Annotated in this window: 16 protein-coding genes and 3 pseudogenes; 12 read left to right on the top strand and 7 right to left on the bottom strand. The window is 40.8% G+C overall.

Translation table 11 applies throughout. The features are described from left to right. Window positions 1-4: 4 nt before the first annotated feature. From AC0L7Q_RS01420 to AC0L7Q_RS01395, 6 genes and pseudogenes are all read right to left on the bottom strand, one after another. Window positions 5-262, bottom strand: coding sequence for a BolA family protein (locus AC0L7Q_RS01420; RefSeq protein WP_007378312.1), 258 nt, complete (start codon window positions 260-262; stop codon window positions 5-7). Between the two features lie 5 nt (window positions 263-267). Further along, the gene (locus AC0L7Q_RS01415) at window positions 268-561 is read right to left on the bottom strand and encodes an STAS domain-containing protein (RefSeq protein ID WP_138570633.1); all 294 of its coding nucleotides are present in this window, start codon (window positions 559-561) and stop codon (window positions 268-270) included. Further along, a pseudogene (locus AC0L7Q_RS01410) lies at window positions 554-1,233 on the bottom strand (MlaC/ttg2D family ABC transporter substrate-binding protein). Before AC0L7Q_RS01410 ends, AC0L7Q_RS01415 begins: the two are co-directional and overlap by 8 nt. Window positions 1,234-1,238: 5 nt before the next feature. Next, window positions 1,239-1,787, bottom strand: a complete 549-nt coding sequence (gene mlaD, locus AC0L7Q_RS01405; RefSeq protein WP_008115537.1) for an outer membrane lipid asymmetry maintenance protein MlaD — start codon at window positions 1,785-1,787, stop codon at window positions 1,239-1,241. 14 nt (window positions 1,788-1,801) lie between these two features. Beyond that, window positions 1,802-2,581: a lipid asymmetry maintenance ABC transporter permease subunit MlaE gene (mlaE, locus tag AC0L7Q_RS01400; protein WP_178954847.1), complete on the bottom strand. Its 780-nt coding sequence runs from the start codon at window positions 2,579-2,581 to the stop codon at window positions 1,802-1,804. Next, on the bottom strand, window positions 2,581-3,396 hold the full coding sequence (locus AC0L7Q_RS01395; protein ID WP_413401199.1) for an ATP-binding cassette domain-containing protein: 816 nt from the start codon (window positions 3,394-3,396) through the stop codon (window positions 2,581-2,583). The genes mlaE and AC0L7Q_RS01395 overlap by 1 nt, the downstream gene beginning before the upstream one ends. Before the next feature lie 265 nt (window positions 3,397-3,661). On the opposite strand from AC0L7Q_RS01395, the gene AC0L7Q_RS01390 reads away from it, so the two are divergent. The 12 genes and pseudogenes from AC0L7Q_RS01390 to mgtE all read left to right on the top strand — a co-directional run bounded on the left by AC0L7Q_RS01390 (window position 3,662) and on the right by mgtE (window position 12,948). After that, window positions 3,662-4,630, top strand: coding sequence for a calcium/sodium antiporter (locus tag AC0L7Q_RS01390; RefSeq protein WP_413401198.1), 969 nt, complete (start codon window positions 3,662-3,664; stop codon window positions 4,628-4,630). Window positions 4,631-4,633: 3 nt separating this feature from the next. Next, window positions 4,634-5,605: a KpsF/GutQ family sugar-phosphate isomerase gene (locus AC0L7Q_RS01385; RefSeq protein ID WP_413401197.1), complete on the top strand. Its 972-nt coding sequence runs from the start codon at window positions 4,634-4,636 to the stop codon at window positions 5,603-5,605. Continuing rightward, window positions 5,606-6,156: pseudogene (kdsC, locus tag AC0L7Q_RS01380) on the top strand (3-deoxy-manno-octulosonate-8-phosphatase KdsC). It begins immediately after the preceding gene. Next, the gene (lptC, locus tag AC0L7Q_RS01375) at window positions 6,153-6,707 is read left to right on the top strand and encodes an LPS export ABC transporter periplasmic protein LptC (protein WP_413401195.1); all 555 of its coding nucleotides are present in this window, start codon (window positions 6,153-6,155) and stop codon (window positions 6,705-6,707) included. The pseudogene kdsC and the gene lptC overlap by 4 nt, the downstream one beginning before the upstream one ends. Beyond that, a complete protein-coding gene (lptA, locus tag AC0L7Q_RS01370; RefSeq protein ID WP_178954826.1) occupies window positions 6,697-7,236 on the top strand; it encodes a lipopolysaccharide transport periplasmic protein LptA in 540 nt (179 codons plus the stop codon). Before lptC ends, lptA begins: the two co-directional genes overlap by 11 nt. After that, window positions 7,233-7,958 carry an LPS export ABC transporter ATP-binding protein gene (lptB, locus tag AC0L7Q_RS01365; RefSeq protein WP_131690439.1) on the top strand — a complete coding sequence of 242 codons (726 nt, stop codon included), beginning with the start codon at window positions 7,233-7,235 and terminating at the stop codon, window positions 7,956-7,958. The genes lptA and lptB overlap by 4 nt, the downstream gene beginning before the upstream one ends. A gap of 69 nt (window positions 7,959-8,027) precedes the next feature. Beyond that, window positions 8,028-9,526 (top strand): annotated as a pseudogene (locus AC0L7Q_RS01360) (RNA polymerase factor sigma-54). A gap of 26 nt (window positions 9,527-9,552) precedes the next feature. Then, window positions 9,553-9,840 (top strand): ribosome hibernation promoting factor, encoded by a 288-nt coding sequence (gene hpf / locus AC0L7Q_RS01355; protein ID WP_010390562.1) that lies wholly within the window; start codon window positions 9,553-9,555, stop codon window positions 9,838-9,840. A 4-nt stretch (window positions 9,841-9,844) separates the two neighbouring features. Further along, a complete protein-coding gene (gene ptsN, locus AC0L7Q_RS01350; RefSeq protein ID WP_138609043.1) occupies window positions 9,845-10,297 on the top strand; it encodes a PTS IIA-like nitrogen regulatory protein PtsN in 453 nt (150 codons plus the stop codon). A 19-nt stretch (window positions 10,298-10,316) separates the two neighbouring features. Then, window positions 10,317-11,159: an RNase adapter RapZ gene (rapZ, locus tag AC0L7Q_RS01345; RefSeq protein ID WP_178954822.1), complete on the top strand. Its 843-nt coding sequence runs from the start codon at window positions 10,317-10,319 to the stop codon at window positions 11,157-11,159. A gap of 17 nt (window positions 11,160-11,176) precedes the next feature. Continuing rightward, window positions 11,177-11,449 (top strand): HPr family phosphocarrier protein, encoded by a 273-nt coding sequence (locus AC0L7Q_RS01340; protein WP_413401194.1) that lies wholly within the window; start codon window positions 11,177-11,179, stop codon window positions 11,447-11,449. A gap of 140 nt (window positions 11,450-11,589) precedes the next feature. Continuing rightward, window positions 11,590-12,948: a magnesium transporter gene (mgtE, locus tag AC0L7Q_RS01335; RefSeq protein WP_413401193.1), complete on the top strand. Its 1,359-nt coding sequence runs from the start codon at window positions 11,590-11,592 to the stop codon at window positions 12,946-12,948. A gap of 73 nt (window positions 12,949-13,021) precedes the next feature. Here mgtE and AC0L7Q_RS01330 read toward each other — a convergent pair whose 3' ends face one another. Then, on the bottom strand, window positions 13,022-15,205 hold the full coding sequence (locus tag AC0L7Q_RS01330) for a YgiQ family radical SAM protein (RefSeq protein WP_413401192.1): 2,184 nt from the start codon (window positions 15,203-15,205) through the stop codon (window positions 13,022-13,024). Window positions 15,206-15,750: the final 545 nt, after the last annotated feature.

Genomic DNA, 15,750 nt, shown 5'->3' with positions numbered 1-15,750 from the left:
TTATTTATTGCGGTAAAATGAATTTTTGCTCACGCTTCCACTCAGTCGGAGTAAAAGCGCGGATAGAAACAGCATGAATGGTGCCATCTGAAATAGTATTCATTAATGGGCCATACACTAACTGTTGCTTTTTAACACGACTTAATCCGTCAAAGCATTCACCAACTGCAATTACTTCATAATGACTGCCATTGGCTTTTACATGTACTTCAGCTAACTGAAGTTCGTCGCGTAATAATGTTTCGACTTGACTCGTTTCCATAACTCTCACTCAAATAGGGTTGTAACCTGACCCAACTGCATAAGGTTTTGCAGTTGTTCAGGTGGGTTTTGCAATTCAAGGCGAATGCCTTGCTGCTTAAATTCTGTAAAAGAGTGAATTAACCAAGCTAAGCCGGCTGTGTCAACCCTTGTGACCTCACTTAGGTCAAAATAAAGGGTTTTATGCTTAGTTTGTCGCTTAGTGTTCAGAAGCCGTTCATTGCCAATTGAGTTATGAGTCAATTCACCAGTAACTCGTAAATGCTGCTCATCAACTTGGCTGATTGCCAATTTACTCATTTGTATCGCTGCCTCTAAACTGAACCGGTAGCTTACTTTTTGCTCTAATAGGCCGCTAACATGGTCAATACCTTGTTGGCGTAAAATACCCTGAAGTTCACTCTGTTTTGCATCAAGTAAACTAATACCTTCAGCAATCATATCGTAAGCGCGCCATTCACCGCTTCGGTCTTCACGTACTTTAAAATCAATTTTTATATCAGGTTTACCCGCTTCAACAATTTTGGTTTTTACCACTACCACGTCTTTACCTTTAAACGGTTGCTCGGCAGCAAATTCAACTTGTTGGTTAGTGTATTGGGTAAATACACCGGCATAGGTGGCAACTAAATACTCTCTAAACGCACCAATAAAACGCTGAATATCTTCAATTGCTTTTGCTTTTTCTGCCTTGTCGGTAATTGCGCGCACCTTAGACACTTCGCTACCTAATACTCTTAGTGCCGCATATTTGTAGTCGATGTACGGCATTAACTCTTCTTCAACAATAACACGTAAATGTTCTTTATCTTTTACTATTAATGGTTGATCTTGGGTAATTCGTGCAAAGGTATTATCAGCAACTTGGCGTACCATTTTATTGGGATCAGTTAATTTTACTTCTGCTGCTTGCACGCTTTGTACTAGCATTAAACTTACCAGTGCAATACTTGCTAAAAATGTTTTCAACATAATAATCACTCACTACCTTGATTGAATAAAAACTGGCCAATTAATTCTTCAAGTACCAATGCCGATTTGGTATCAGTGATTGAATCGCCACTTGCTAATGCTTTGCTTTGCACCCCAAATAAATCGTCAATAGCTTGGTCTTGCGCACTGTTTGCAACATCTTCGCCTAAACAACGTTGTTTAGCTGAATCTGAGGCGATCACAGGGTTAATACCTAAGTATTGCTCACCTAAAATACCCGAGGTTAAAATTGAGATAGAACTGGTATCTGAAAAACGACATAAATACTGCGCATCAATACTCATATTTACTACTGGTAAAAACTCTTGTGGGTGTACATAAATTGACTCGACACGACCAATAACAACTCCCCCTACTTTAATAGGCGCGCGAGTTTTTAATGAGCCTATATTTTCAAACTTGGCGTTTAATGTGTAGGTTTCGCCTGAGCCGCTAATACCTGAATTGGCCACTTTAAGCGCTAGCATTGAAAACGCTAAAATACCCAGTGCGACAAAAAAACCAACTAAAATTTCTAATTTCCGTGAATTCATTATTTAATACCCTATTAGCTAGTAAACATTACCGCTGTCAAAATAAAGTCAAAACCTAGTACCGCCAGTGATGAGTGCACCACTGTTTCTGTTGTTGCCTTGCTGATCCCCTCTGATGTAGGAATACAGTCATACCCTTTATAAAGCGCAATCCAAGTCACAACAATCGCAAATACGATACTTTTAATTAAACCGTTTAGTATATCTTTTTCAAACGACACCTGAGATTGCATTATTGACCAAAAGCTTCCGGTATCAACGCCTAGCCAATCAACACCGACTAAGTGAGCACCAATAATAGCGACCGCTGAAAAAATTAACGCCAGTAACGGCATACTAATTAAGCCAGCCCAAAATCGCGGCGCAATAATACGTCTAAGCGGGTCGATAGCCATCATCTCTAGCGACGATAACTGCTCGGTGGCTTTCATTAAGCCAATTTCAGCAGTCAACGCACTACCAGCCCTGCCTGCAAATAATAACGCAGTAACTACCGGTCCAAGCTCACGTAACAAGCTAAGCGCTACTAACGGGCCTAGGCTATCTTCTGCGCCATAATCAACTAAAACGGTATAACCTTGCAGCGCTAAAACCATGCCGATAAATAATCCCGACACAACAATAATCAACAGCGATTGTGAACCAACCATGTAAAGTTGGCGCACTAGCAGAGGCGTGCCTTTTTTAAAATTGGGTAAATGCCATAATGCACTTGCTAGCATGTGAGTTGAACGCCCAAGTGCAGCAAAACGACCCAGTGTTTTATGGCCTATTTTTTGTAGTAAATCCAACATTACTGCGGCTCTCCTAACAGTTCATCTGCATAGGTTTGTGCTGGATAATGAAATGGTACAGGCCCATCTGATAACCCTTTCAAAAATTGTTGCACAAGTGGTGATTCGTGCTTACGCATTTCATCTGGCGTGCCGCTACCAATCACACCTTGATCGGCAATAATAATAACGTGATCGGCAATGCTCATTACTTCACTCACATCATGTGTAACAATTAAAGAAGATAAACCAAGTACTTCATTTAAAGATTTAATAAGCTTAACCAGCACTCCCATTGAAATGGGATCTTGTCCTGCAAAAGGCTCATCATACATAATAAGCTCAGGATCAAGCGCTATAGAGCGAGCCAAAGCTGCACGACGTGCCATACCACCAGATAACTCTGAAGGCATTAAATCTTTAGCACCACGTAAGCCAACTGCTTGTAGTTTCATTAAAACCACTAAACGGATTAAGTCTTCACTGAGTTGTGTATGCTCGCGGATAGGAAATGCGATATTGTCGAATACCGACATATCGGTAAATAATGCACCGCTTTGAAATAACATACTCATACGTTTACGTGCCGCGTAGAGCTCTTTACGGGACATGGCGACTATGCTGTCTTTTTTAAATAAAATATCACCGGAGTCGGGTTTGAGCTGGCCACCAATTAAGCGCAGCATCGTGGTTTTGCCAATTCCGCTTGGCCCCATAATGGCAGTAATTTTACCTTCTGGAACATCAAAGCTCATATTTTTGTATATGACCCTATCGCCTCTAGAAAAGGTAACATCCTTGACTTCTACTATTGATTGCGACAAGTCGCTCTCCATAACAATATTCTCTCATATGTCTATTTTAAGGGTTTTTTGGTCAAGATGGAAAAAACAATTCGTAAGATTTTGTAATAGTCCCGCAAAAACCGTTATAAGACTGCGACAAATTGGCTTAACCGATGCTTAAACAAGCAAATCAATACTGTAAATAATTATTTTAATAACCGCCTAATGTATTACAGCTTACTCTTTTACTTATACTTTTATGGTGGCTTTTGTTACTATTCGCGCTATCTGAATTTACACTAGCTGGCTTATCACAATGGTTACCTCGTTTGTCATTTTAATTCTCGGTTTTGCGGCTCTCGTATGGAGTGCAGACAGGTTTGTTTATGGTGCGGCTGCACTGGCTAAAAACTTTGGCGTACCAACATTAATCGTGGGTTTAACCGTGGTAGCTATGGGCTCATCGGCCCCTGAGATGATGGTATCCGCTTCGGCTGCGTTGGCTAATAAAACCGATACAGCAGTTGGCAATGCAGTAGGTTCAAATATAACTAACATATTATTAGTATTAGGTATTACAGCACTTTTAAGACCGCTTTCCGTCTCTTCAAGTACATTAAGACGTGAAATTCCACTGGTATTACTGGTGTCTATCGCCACTTGGTATATTTTTTCAGATAACTACTTTTCGTTTTTTGAAGGCGCAGCCTTACTTTTTGGCTTTATTACTTTTATTGGTGGGCTTATTTTTGTATCACTGCGAGCAAAAAATCAAGACGATCCATTTGTCAGCGAAGCCTGTGATGAAGTACCTGATAATGTTCCAACCAAAAAAGCCGTTTTGTGGTTAGTCGTCGGAATGATTTTACTACCTGTTAGTTCACACTTTTTAATTGGCTCAGCCGTTGATATTGCTAAGTACTTTGGCTTGAGCGATTTAGTAATTGGCTTAACTATAATAGCTATAGGTACTAGTTTACCTGAACTTGCCGCCTCGATTGCAGGTGTTCTTAAAAATGAAGATGACCTAGCACTGGGTAACATTGTTGGCTCAAATATTTTTAATATTCTCGCCGTATTACCGCTGGCAGGATTAATTAACCCGTCGGTTATTGACGCATCAGTAGCTAACCGTGATGTTATCATTATGATAGGTGCAACCTTGGCACTCATTGCTATGTCATTGAACTTTAGAGGTCAAAGACGTATCAATAGAGTAGAAGGTGGCTTACTCATCGTCGCATTTATGATTTACCAAGGTTATATTTTTAGTCAAGTAGGGTGATCCATGGCAACGCTAAATTTTATTCAACAAGGCTTGCGCGTCCTTGATATAGAACGTCAAGCACTCAGCGATATCGCACAATACGTTAATGAAAGCTTTGATCAAGCGTGCCAATTAATGTACGACTGCTCAGGCCGTATTATTGTTATTGGTATGGGTAAGTCGGGCCATATCGGTAATAAAATAGCAGCCACTTTAGCAAGTACTGGCAGCCCCGCATTTTTTGTACACCCAGGTGAAGCAAGTCATGGCGATTTAGGCATGATCACCGCCAGTGATGTAGTTATGCTTATTTCTAACTCTGGCGAAACCAGTGAAGTACTTAATATTATTCCGGTATTAAAACGTATTGGCGCAAAAATGATAGCTATGACAGGCAACGAAACCTCAACCATGGCAACATTGGCAAATGTGCATGTGTGTATTAAAGTTGAACAAGAAGCCTGCTCATTAGGCTTAGCGCCAACAGCAAGTACCACAGCAACGCTCGCTATGGGCGATGCAATGGCGGTAGCTTTATTAGAAGCCCGTGGTTTTACCGCTGATGATTTTGCACTGTCACATCCAGGGGGCAGTTTAGGCAAACGCTTGCTCTTAACATTAAAAGATGTAATGCACAGCGGTATTCACACGCCTATTATTAATGAAACGCAAACCATTAAAGACGCCCTAATTGAAATGTCTGCCAAAGGGCTCGGTATGACCGCTATCATAGATGATAATCAGCAATTATCGGGGTTGTTTACCGATGGTGATTTACGCCGTATTTTAGAGCAACGTATTGATATACACAGCACAGAAATTAATGTTGTGATGACAAAGTCATGTACAACAGCCACACAAGACATGCTCGCGGCTGAAGTACTGAACATTATGGAACAAAAACGTATTAATGGTTTAATTGTGATTAATGAGCATAATCACCCTATTGGCGCACTAAATATGCAAGACTTACTAAAAGCGGGAGTGCTATAAATGCAGTTTGAAGATCTTTATCAGCCGTTAAGTGATGATGTAAAAGCGCGCGCAAAAAAATAAAATTATTAATTTGCGATATTGATGGTGTGTTTTCTGATGGACGTATTTATCTTGGCAACCAAGGTGAAGAGCTCAAAGCATTTAATACCAAAGACGGGTTTGGCATTAAAGCCCTCATTAATAGTGGTTTTGAAGTTGCCGTGATCACAGGCCGTCACTCACAAATAGTTCAGCAACGTATGAGCAGTTTAACCGTACAACATATATACCAAGGCCAAGAAAATAAACTCATCGCCTATCAAGAATTAAAACAAAAATTAGCGCTAAGCGATGAGCAAATAGCTTACATTGGTGACGATGGCCCTGATATGCCAGTAATGGAAAAAGTCGGGTTTGCAGTAGCCGTAAACGACGCCCACCCACTGATTAAACGTTTATCGCATTATGTCACTCAGTTGTCAGGCGGCTTTGGCGCAGTAAGAGAATTAACCGATTTATTGATGCTTGAAAACAATAAGCCACTTACTAGCCAAGGAACCAGTTCATGAATGTAGCTCGAATTATACTGAGCATTTTATTCATAAGCTGTATGGTTTGGCTTTGGTATCCTTATTTTTCTCAGGTAGATATTGTTGCGGATGAGCAAACTCAAGCTATTGCTAAACCTGATTATACCGCGATTGAGCTAAAACAAACCGCTTATAATGATCAAGGTAAAATAAGCCATAAAGTAACTGCGGTAAAAATGGAATTATACCAACAACTTGGTTTTACTTTTTTTGAAAAACCTATATTTACGTTATACAACGAGCAGCAAACATGGCGTATTAACGCTGATGAGGCCACCCTCTACGACGATCGTCAACTCGTATTAGAGGGCAATGTGAAAGCGCTAAATTTAATCGATAACGCCATGATCGATACGATCACAGCCGATAGCATCAATGTAGATATAAAACTACTCACTATGCAGTCAGAGCAGCCTGTCGTTATTAGCGGACCTAATTTAAAAATCATCGGTAAAGGCCTTGAAGCCGATTTAAAAACCGAAGTGATTAAACTTATTAACCATACGCGAACCCTATATTATGACCAATAACCTATTTAAAATTTTAATTGTTCCTTCACTACTGATTGCATTTCATAGCCATGCAGAGGAAACCGTTGAAGCTCCTGCTGCTAATCAAATTTCAATTAGTGCTGACAGACAAGAAGGTCAATTAAAAGAAAACGTGGGCATTTTTGAGAAAAATGTTGAAATTATTCATGGTAATCGCCGCATTAACGCTGACCGTTTAGAAGTACATAAACGTGATGACTTAGGTGAGAATAAGCAACTTTTAATTGCCACAGGCAGCCCTGCTTATTTTGAAGAAACACAAGCTGATGGCACCATTATGAGCGCCAGTGCGAATGAAGTGCGTTACGATGTTTCGCAGCGTTTTTTAACCTTAATCGGCGAAGCCAGTATTGCTCAAGCAGGTCAAAAAATAACAGCTAAAAGTATCACCTACGACATAGAGCAGCAGTTAATTAGCGCAGAAAAAGACGAAAACTCAACAGACCGTGTACACACTATTTTAGTACCTGTTGAAAACAAAAAAGAAGACGATAAAGGCCAACCATGAGCACATTAAAAGCAGAGCTATTAGCGAAAAGCTATAAAGGCCGTGAAGTGGTGAAAAACGTTGGCCTAGAAGTTGAAGCTGGCAGCATTGTCGGCTTACTTGGCCCCAATGGCGCAGGTAAAACCACGACTTTTTACATGATTGTAGGCCTTGTACCGAGCGATAAAGGTAAAATATCAATCGATGATCAAGATATTACTTTATTACCAATGCACAGCCGAGCTCGCCTAGGGATAGGATATTTACCACAAGAATCATCGATTTTTAGAAAGCTGACGGTCTACCAAAACTTAATGGCTATTTTAGAAACACGCAAAGAGCTTAATAAGCAGCAACGTGAAGATACCTTAAATAATTTACTTGATGAATTTAGTATTCAACATATTCGTGAAAGCCAAGGTATGGCCCTGTCAGGTGGTGAGCGCCGCCGTGTTGAAATTGCGCGAGCATTAGCAGCAAATCCTAAATTTATACTATTAGACGAACCCTTTGCAGGGGTTGATCCTATCTCTGTATTAGATATTAAAAAAATTATAGAACATCTTAAAAACCGAGGAATTGGCGTACTTATCACAGATCACAACGTACGCGAAACTCTTGATGTTTGTGAAAAAGCCTACATAGTTTCTCATGGAGAGTTAATTGCATCAGGCACTCCAGAATATGTATTAAACGATAAAACGGTACGCGATGTTTATTTAGGCGAGCAGTTCAAGCTCTAATATGTGTGTTATTACACTAAGCATCTGCTAATATTAATTATACTAATTTAAAAGGATTGTTAGAGATAAATGAGGCAATCATTACAGCTGCGCATGGGCCAGCAACTTACAATGACTCCACAGTTGCAACAAGCAATTCGCTTATTGCAACTCAGTACATTGATCTCCAGCAAGAAATTCAAGAAGCGCTCGATAGCAATCCCTTGCTTGAAGTTGAAGAACAAGATTACAGTGAAGATGCTGCGGGTAAAAACGAACAAAAAGCCGATATCGATGAGTCAACGCTAAGTGCTTCAGCTGATGAAAAACCTAGCGAATATGAGCAAGATAGCGGCGAAGCCATGACCAAAGACACCATTAGCGATGATATGGCAATGGATGTTACGTGGGATGAATACATGAGCGCAGCACCTGCCTCTTCATCAGGACCAATGCCTGAAGATGAATCAATTTATCAAGGCTCTTCAACTGAAACGCTACATGAATATTTAATGTGGCAATTGCAACTGACACCGTTTAGCCCTACTGATGAAGCCATCGCGATTGCTATCGTAGAAGCCGTGGACGATTCGGGCATTTTAACCCTTAGCTGTGAAGAAATATTAGAGAGCTTTAATCAAGAGAACGACATAGAAGATGAAGTTGAACTTGATGAAATAGAAGCGGTATTAAAGCGTATTCAGTTATTTGATCCGGTGGGAATAGCCGCGCGTAGTTTACAAGAATGCTTATGTATTCAGCTGAATCAGTTTGACCAAGACACGCCTTTTTTAAACGAAACTAAAATGATCTTAACTGATCACATTGATTTATTGGCTGCGCGTGATTATCGCACGTTAATGAAGAAAACTAAGCTCAAAGAAGATGAGCTTAAAGAAGTCATGACGTTAATTCACACCCTTAGCCCAAAACCGGCAGACACTATCGTTAGAGAAGAGTCAGAGTACGTTATTCCTGATGTGTCGGTTAAAAAAGTGAAAGGCCGTTGGGTGGTTGAACTAAACCCAGATAGCATGCCTAAAATTAGGGTAAACAGCCAATATGCGGCTATGTCTCGTACGGTCAAATCAAGTGGCGATAGCCAGTTTATTCGCTCACACTTACAAGAAGCTAAATGGTTTATAAAAAGCTTAGAGAGTAGAAACGACACGCTGCTTAAAGTAACTAACTGTATTGTGCAGCAACAACAGGCCTTTTTTGAGCATGGCCCTGAGGCGATGAAGCCTATGGTACTTAATGACGTAGCCGAAATGGTAGAAATGCACGAGTCAACTATTTCACGTGTTACTACGCAAAAATACATGCATACACCACGCGGTATTTTTGAGCTTAAATATTTCTTTTCAAGCCATGTAAGCACTGAAAATGGTGGTGAATGTTCTTCAACAGCAATACGCGCATTAATTAAAAAATTAATCGCTGCAGAAAACTCAGCTAAACCATTGAGTGATAGTAAAATTGCAGATATATTGGCTGAGCAAGGAATTAAAGTAGCAAGGAGAACTATTGCAAAGTATCGCGAATCTCTAGCTATTCCCCCGTCAAATCAACGTAAAAGTTTGATTTAAGGCGTACAACAAAGAGGAAAATGTTTATGCAACTGAATTTAACTGGTCGCCATGTAGATATTACCGACTCGCTTAGAGACTACGTAAATAGTAAATTTTCGAAGTTACAGAGGCACACTGATCACATAACGAATGTGCACGTTATTCTCGATGTAGAAAAACTAAACCAAAAAGCCGAAGCAACCGTTCATGTTAGTGGCGCTGAGATTTTTGCTTCTACTGAACACCAAGATATGTATGCTGCTATAGACTCGCTGATTGACAAGCTAGATCGTCAAGTAATTAAACACAAAGAGAAACTTGCTCGACACTAACACTATGAAACTAAGCTCACTTATCTGTCAGGACTGCAGTAAAGCTGCGGTCCTTTTTAATAGTAAAAAAAGAATTTTAGAATTTATCAGTGAATTGGCTCACAATAAACTGCCCTATTTAGCTCAACAAGATATTCTTAATGCATTAACAGCAAGAGAAAAACTAGGGAGCACAGGTATAGGCCGAGGAATTGCAATTCCTCATGGTCGTATGAGTGGTGTACAAGAGCCTCTTGCACTTATATTAGTGAGCGAAGCGGCTATTAATTTTGATGCAATAGATAATCGACCGGTCGACATTTTTGTTGCCTTAATTGTACCCGACGGTGACAATAAGCAGCATTTAAAAACCTTAGCCACTATAGCTGAAAAGCTCAACGATAAAGAATTTTGTAAGCAATTACGGGCGGCAAAATCCGACAGTGAACTGTACCAGATCATTGTAAGTCAACCGTAGCAATAATAAAGGGTGATAAATGGAATTAATAATTATAAGTGGTCGCTCAGGTTCTGGTAAATCTGTTGCGTTACGCGTTGTTGAGGATTTAGGTTATTATTGTGTAGATAATATACCTTTAAATTTATTACCATCTCTTGTTCGTAGTGTTTCCGACAGCTACAATAAAATAGCTGTAAGTGTTGATGTGCGTAACTTACCTAAAGAACAACAACAGTTTAATGAAATCATTGAATATTTGCCTGGTTTTACTAAGCCAACGGTGTTTTATTTAGACAGTGACGATCAAACCTTAATTAAACGCTTTTCAGAAACACGGCGTCTTCACCCTCTTTCTATTGATTCTCTGCCACTTGATTTGGCTATAAAAAAAGAAAAGCAACTCCTTGATGTACTCATTAATCGTGCCGATTATATGATTGATACCACAGGCTTAAGTGTGCACCAGCTTGCTGAGTCTATCCGTGAAAAAATACTCGGTAAAAAAGACAAACAACTGATCATTACCTTTGAGTCATTTGGCTTTAAACACGGTATACCCAAAGAAGCCGATTATGTATTCGACGCTCGCTTTTTACCAAACCCACATTGGGAGCCTGAGCTTAAGCCGCTTACAGGGCTAGATCAACCAGTAAAAGACTACTTAGCCAGTCACAGCATAGTACAAAAGTTTACATGGCAAATTCAAACATTCGTCCAAACATGGCTGCCTCATTTAGAAAGAAATAACCGCAGCTATTTAACCATTGCCATTGGCTGTACTGGAGGGCAACACCGCTCGGTTTACTTAGCGCAAACTATAGGTGAAAGTTTTGCAATGAGTCATCCTAATGTGAAAATTCGCCACCGAGAACAAGAATAAAGCTTGAGAGAATATTAATGCGGTTAGAAAGTACATTTTTAATAAAAAACAAATTAGGCCTACATGCCAGAGCGGCCACGGTACTGGCACAGCTTTCTGTGCAATTTGATGCCTCAATCACGTTATTCCAAGACGATAAACAAGCCGCTGGCGATAGTGTACTAGCACTTATGTTACTAGAGAGCAGTCAAGGCAAAGAAGTTAAGGTAGTATGCGAAGGCCCTGATGCAGAGCCTGCGCTTAATGCAATTGGTGAGCTCATTGACCAACGATTTAATGAGCAAGAATAAAATAGTTCATCATTAAATCACCATCCTAAGCTAAGGTTAATAGTGGTTGAGGTAGTTTGCCCATATAAAGTAAGATAAACTAAAATTGAATAGCATTCATTACCCTTCCATCATGTAATAAAATTTAATTAAGGACGCCAATGCCTGAAGCTTTAGAACAAGATATTCCACTACAACAACTAAAACAGGTGACCCAGTCACTAAATAGTGGTCAATTTGTTCAAGTTAGGCGCATGCTAGCAAAAACGGCACCTTGTGATACCGCACTTCTTTTAGAATCATCTCCCCATAAAATTCGTCGTATGCTCTGGCAACTGGTTGATCCCGATGTGCAGGGTGATGTACTTGAAGAGCTCTCTGAAGACGTACGTTTGGGCATTATTGCGCAAATGGCACCTGAGCACATTGCTGCTGCAACAGAAGACATGGGCCATGATGATTTAGGGGAAGTACTACGTAGCCTACCAGACACCGTATATAAAGACGTTGTTAGCGCCATGGATATTCAAGATAGAGAGCGCGCAACACAAGCTCTATCTTACCAAGAGCGCTCTGCTGGCGCCTTGATGAATATCGATACGGTAACTATTCGCCCTGATGTGACTCTAGATGTTGTACTGCGCTATATACGCTTACGTGGTGAACTACCTGAGGGCACTGATGACTTATACGTTGTAGATAAACATAACTGTTTTTTAGGCGCCTTATCGCTGAGCACTTTATTAACTAATCCCCCTGAAAAAATTGTTCAGGACTTGATGGATGAAGAGTGTGAATCTATTCCTATTTCAATGGATGAAAGCGAAGTAGCGCAACTATTTGAACGGCATAACTGGATATCGGCACCAGTTGTCGATGACAACGCGCATTTGCTTGGTCGTATTACTATTGATGATATCGTTGATGTTATCCGTGAAGATGCAGAGCATAGCTTATTAAGCTTAGCGGGTCTTGATGATGAAGAAGATACCTTTGCGCCGGTCTTAAAAAGCTCTAAAAAGCGCTCAATTTGGCTAGGTGTAAACTTACTAACTGCATTGCTGGCTGCAATTGTGGCGAGCTTTTTTGAAAACACCTTAGCTATATTACCAATTCTTGCTGTGCTCAATGGCATTGTCCCATCAATGGGTGGGGTTGCAGGCAGCCAAACCTTAACTTTGGTTATTCGCGGTATCGCGGTGGGCCATATCAACCAAACTAACCAACGTTTTTTATTATTAAAAGAACTCGCTATCGGCGCGATTAACGGTATGGTTTGGTCTATCCTAATTGCCGGTGTCGTTGCGCTTTGGCAATGGGATTTCAAACTCGGTGGTGTTTTAGCGTTTGCTATGTTTATGAATTTAGTTGCAGCAGGTATTGCGGGTGCTAGTATCCCACTATTGCTTAAAAAAATGAAAATAGATCCAGCACTGGCAGGCAGTGTGGTACTAACCACGGTAACTGATATCGTTGGTATATTTGCCTTTTTAGGCACCGCAACTTGGTTATTGATTTAATTTTGTTTATAAACGTTTATAAACAAAAACACCGCATCAATACGCGGTGTTTTTGTTTAAGCCGATAGTTACTTTACCTTGCGCGCTGGCGATTACCGCCCACCTTAGGTTTGGTGTTGGCTTTTTTAAACTGACTAAAGCCAGTATGACGAGTAAGCGCTGGACGACCACCCTTATTACCTTTACTGCCTTTGGCTTGCCTTTCATCTCTGCCTTCTTCTGGCACTAAACAATTTGGACCTTTACCAATGAGTTTAGCTTTGCCCATGTTACGAAGAGCTTCGCGGATCATAGGCCAACCGGCAGGATCATGGTAACGTAAAATTGCTTTATGCAAACGACGCTGGCGCGCCCCTTTTGGTACCGCAACTTGCTCTGTGTTATTTTTAATATTACGTAGCGAGTTCATTTCAGTATGATAAATGGTGGTCGCATTAGCCATCGGTGATGGGTAAAAGTTTTGCACCTGATCAAGCTTAAAGTCATTCGATTTCAGCCACAAAGCCATATTAACCATGTCTTCGTCTTTAGTCCCTGGGTGAGCAGAAATAAAGTATGGAATTAAATACTGCTTTTTACCCGCTTCTTTAGAGTACTTATCAAATAGCGCTTTAAATTCATCGTAAGCCCCCATACCAGGCTTCATCATCTTAGATAATGGGCCATCTTCAGTGTGCTCTGGTGCAATTTTTAAATACCCACCAACATGATGAGTTACTAACTCTTTAACGTAACGAGGATCACGTACGGCAAGGTCATAACGCACGCCTGAAGCAATTAAGATCTTTTTGATCCCTTTAACCTCACGCGCCTTTTTATATAAATCGATAGTTGGGGTATGGTCAGTATCCATATGCTTACAAATATCAGGGTACACACACGACAAGCGGCGACAGGTACTCTCTGCTTTTTTACTGGTACAACGCAGTTTGTACATATTTGCGGTTGGTCCGCCTAAATCAGAAATAACCCCAGTAAAGCCTGGAACTTTATCTCTAATTTGCTCAATCTCTTCAATAATCGATTCTTGAGATCGGCTTTGAATTATTCGCCCTTCATGCTCGGTAATAGAACAAAACGAACAGCCGCCAAAACAACCACGCATTATGTTTACCGACGTTTTAATCATATCGTAAGCAGGGATTTTGTCGTCGCCATAACTTGGGTGCGGAATACGCTGATACGGTAAACCAAACACATCATCCATTTCTTGGGTTTCAAGTGGATAGGCTGGCGGATTCACCCAAATAGAGCGATCGCCATGACGCTGAAACAACGCTCTTGCACAACCAGGGTTGGTTTCTTGGTGTAAAATACGCGATGCATGGGCATACAATGGTTTATTAACACTGACCTGCTCAAAAGCGGGTAACTTAACGTAAGTTTTTTCCCATGGCTTAGGGCGCGCAGGCTGTATGGTAATTGGTTTTGCAGCTTCGGCTTTTAAATCAATACCCGCTTGCTTAAATTCTGATTTAGCACAACCCACATCATCCGCCCCATAAGGATTAGGAATAGGGTCTATTTTACCAATTTTATCAATGGCTGTTGAATCACTGCCGCGCCAGCCAGGTAGAGGCTCTTTACGAATAACCGCCGTGCCTCTCACATCTTGTATGGTATCCATGGTTTCACCCGCAGCGATACGGTGCGCTACTTCAACCAATGGACGTTCGGCATTACCATAAATTAAAATATCACCCTTAGCGTCAAACAATACACTACGGCGTACTTTTTCTTGCCAATAATCGTAATGAGCAATACGACGCAAGCTGGCTTCAATGCCCCCTAAAACGAGTGGCACATCTTTATAGGCTTCACGACAACGTTGCGAGTATATGATCACGGCGCGATCGGGGCGTTTGCCACCTACATTTCCCGGAGTGTAAGCATCATCATGGCGCATTCTTTTTTCAGCGGTGTAACGATTGATCATCGAATCCATGTTACCGGCTGTAATACCAAAAAATAAGTTAGGCTTACCCAATGCCATAAAGGCATCTTTAGAGTTCCAATCAGGCTGAGCAATAATGCCCACTCTAAACCCCTGCGCTTCTAGCACACGGCCAATTACAGCCATCCCAAAACTAGGATGGTCTACATAAGCATCACCGCTAATAATAATAATATCGCAGCTATCCCAGCCAAGCGCGTCCATTTCTTCGCGTGTTGTTGGTAAAAATGGGGCTGTGCCATAACACTCAGCCCAATACTTAGGGTATGAGAATAAGCCGCGATCAGCTTTTAATGTGCTCATAAAATTGGCCGTTCAATAACAAAAGGCGCGAATTATACCCTATCGACATCCCCGTTGATATAGCACAAAATGAAAGCACTGATTAAAAATTGTTTACCTTTATCGCAACTAAAACAGACAAATCATCTAAGCTGATTACTGCTAATGTCTGCTTTTAGATTTATTTAAAGTAGATAAAATAGATAAAAATGATCGGCTCTAGGGTCTGTTGACCTTTGCGGATTAAAATTTGTTCAAACTAGGGGCGGTTTAATCGCGGCGCGAGGTTTGTAACCTAGTGGGCTAAGTCAAAACCGAGTAACAAAGAGTAAATCGCCCCTAGGCAGAACCCTTCGGGCAGCGCCTGTTTGGCATTGATGCTGCGTTATCGCCTATTTATGGGGAATAACCACACCACATAAGCTCTGCCTTGCCTAAATACCAAACAGACTGCTGCAAATTCAACCTTGAAAGGTCAACAGACCCTAGGCTAAACTATTAAATAAGCTGTGATTATTAACAATTCATAGACGCTGTAATATTAAAACCAATGAGGCATACCTATT

The organism is Pseudoalteromonas sp. KJ63-1 (genome assembly GCF_055808145.1).
Note: the sequence above shows the minus strand (reverse complement) of the source record. Positions and strands in the feature narration are given on the sequence as shown.

Bases quoted from the DNA above. Each gene is read 5' to 3' on its own strand.
- AC0L7Q_RS01395 (WP_413401199.1), bottom strand. From the start codon at position 3,396: ATGGAGAGCGACTTGTCGCAATCAATAGTAGAAGTCAAGGATGTTACC.
- AC0L7Q_RS01420 (WP_007378312.1), bottom strand. From the start codon at position 262: ATGGAAACGAGTCAAGTCGAAACATTATTACGCGACGAACTTCAGTTA.
- AC0L7Q_RS01330 (WP_413401192.1), bottom strand. From the start codon at position 15,205: ATGAGCACATTAAAAGCTGATCGCGGCTTATTCTCATACCCTAAGTAT.
- mgtE (WP_413401193.1), top strand. From the start codon at position 11,590: ATGCCTGAAGCTTTAGAACAAGATATTCCACTACAACAACTAAAACAG.
- AC0L7Q_RS01415 (WP_138570633.1), bottom strand. From the start codon at position 561: ATGAGTAAATTGGCAATCAGCCAAGTTGATGAGCAGCATTTACGAGTT.
- AC0L7Q_RS01340 (WP_413401194.1), top strand. From the start codon at position 11,177: ATGCGGTTAGAAAGTACATTTTTAATAAAAAACAAATTAGGCCTACAT.
- ptsN (WP_138609043.1), top strand. From the start codon at position 9,845: ATGAAACTAAGCTCACTTATCTGTCAGGACTGCAGTAAAGCTGCGGTC.
- AC0L7Q_RS01385 (WP_413401197.1), top strand. From the start codon at position 4,634: ATGGCAACGCTAAATTTTATTCAACAAGGCTTGCGCGTCCTTGATATA.
- lptC (WP_413401195.1), top strand. From the start codon at position 6,153: ATGAATGTAGCTCGAATTATACTGAGCATTTTATTCATAAGCTGTATG.
- hpf (WP_010390562.1), top strand. From the start codon at position 9,553: ATGCAACTGAATTTAACTGGTCGCCATGTAGATATTACCGACTCGCTT.
- mlaE (WP_178954847.1), bottom strand. From the start codon at position 2,581: ATGTTGGATTTACTACAAAAAATAGGCCATAAAACACTGGGTCGTTTT.
- AC0L7Q_RS01390 (WP_413401198.1), top strand. From the start codon at position 3,662: ATGGTTACCTCGTTTGTCATTTTAATTCTCGGTTTTGCGGCTCTCGTA.
- rapZ (WP_178954822.1), top strand. From the start codon at position 10,317: ATGGAATTAATAATTATAAGTGGTCGCTCAGGTTCTGGTAAATCTGTT.
- lptA (WP_178954826.1), top strand. From the start codon at position 6,697: ATGACCAATAACCTATTTAAAATTTTAATTGTTCCTTCACTACTGATT.
- lptB (WP_131690439.1), top strand. From the start codon at position 7,233: ATGAGCACATTAAAAGCAGAGCTATTAGCGAAAAGCTATAAAGGCCGT.
- mlaD (WP_008115537.1), bottom strand. From the start codon at position 1,787: ATGAATTCACGGAAATTAGAAATTTTAGTTGGTTTTTTTGTCGCACTG.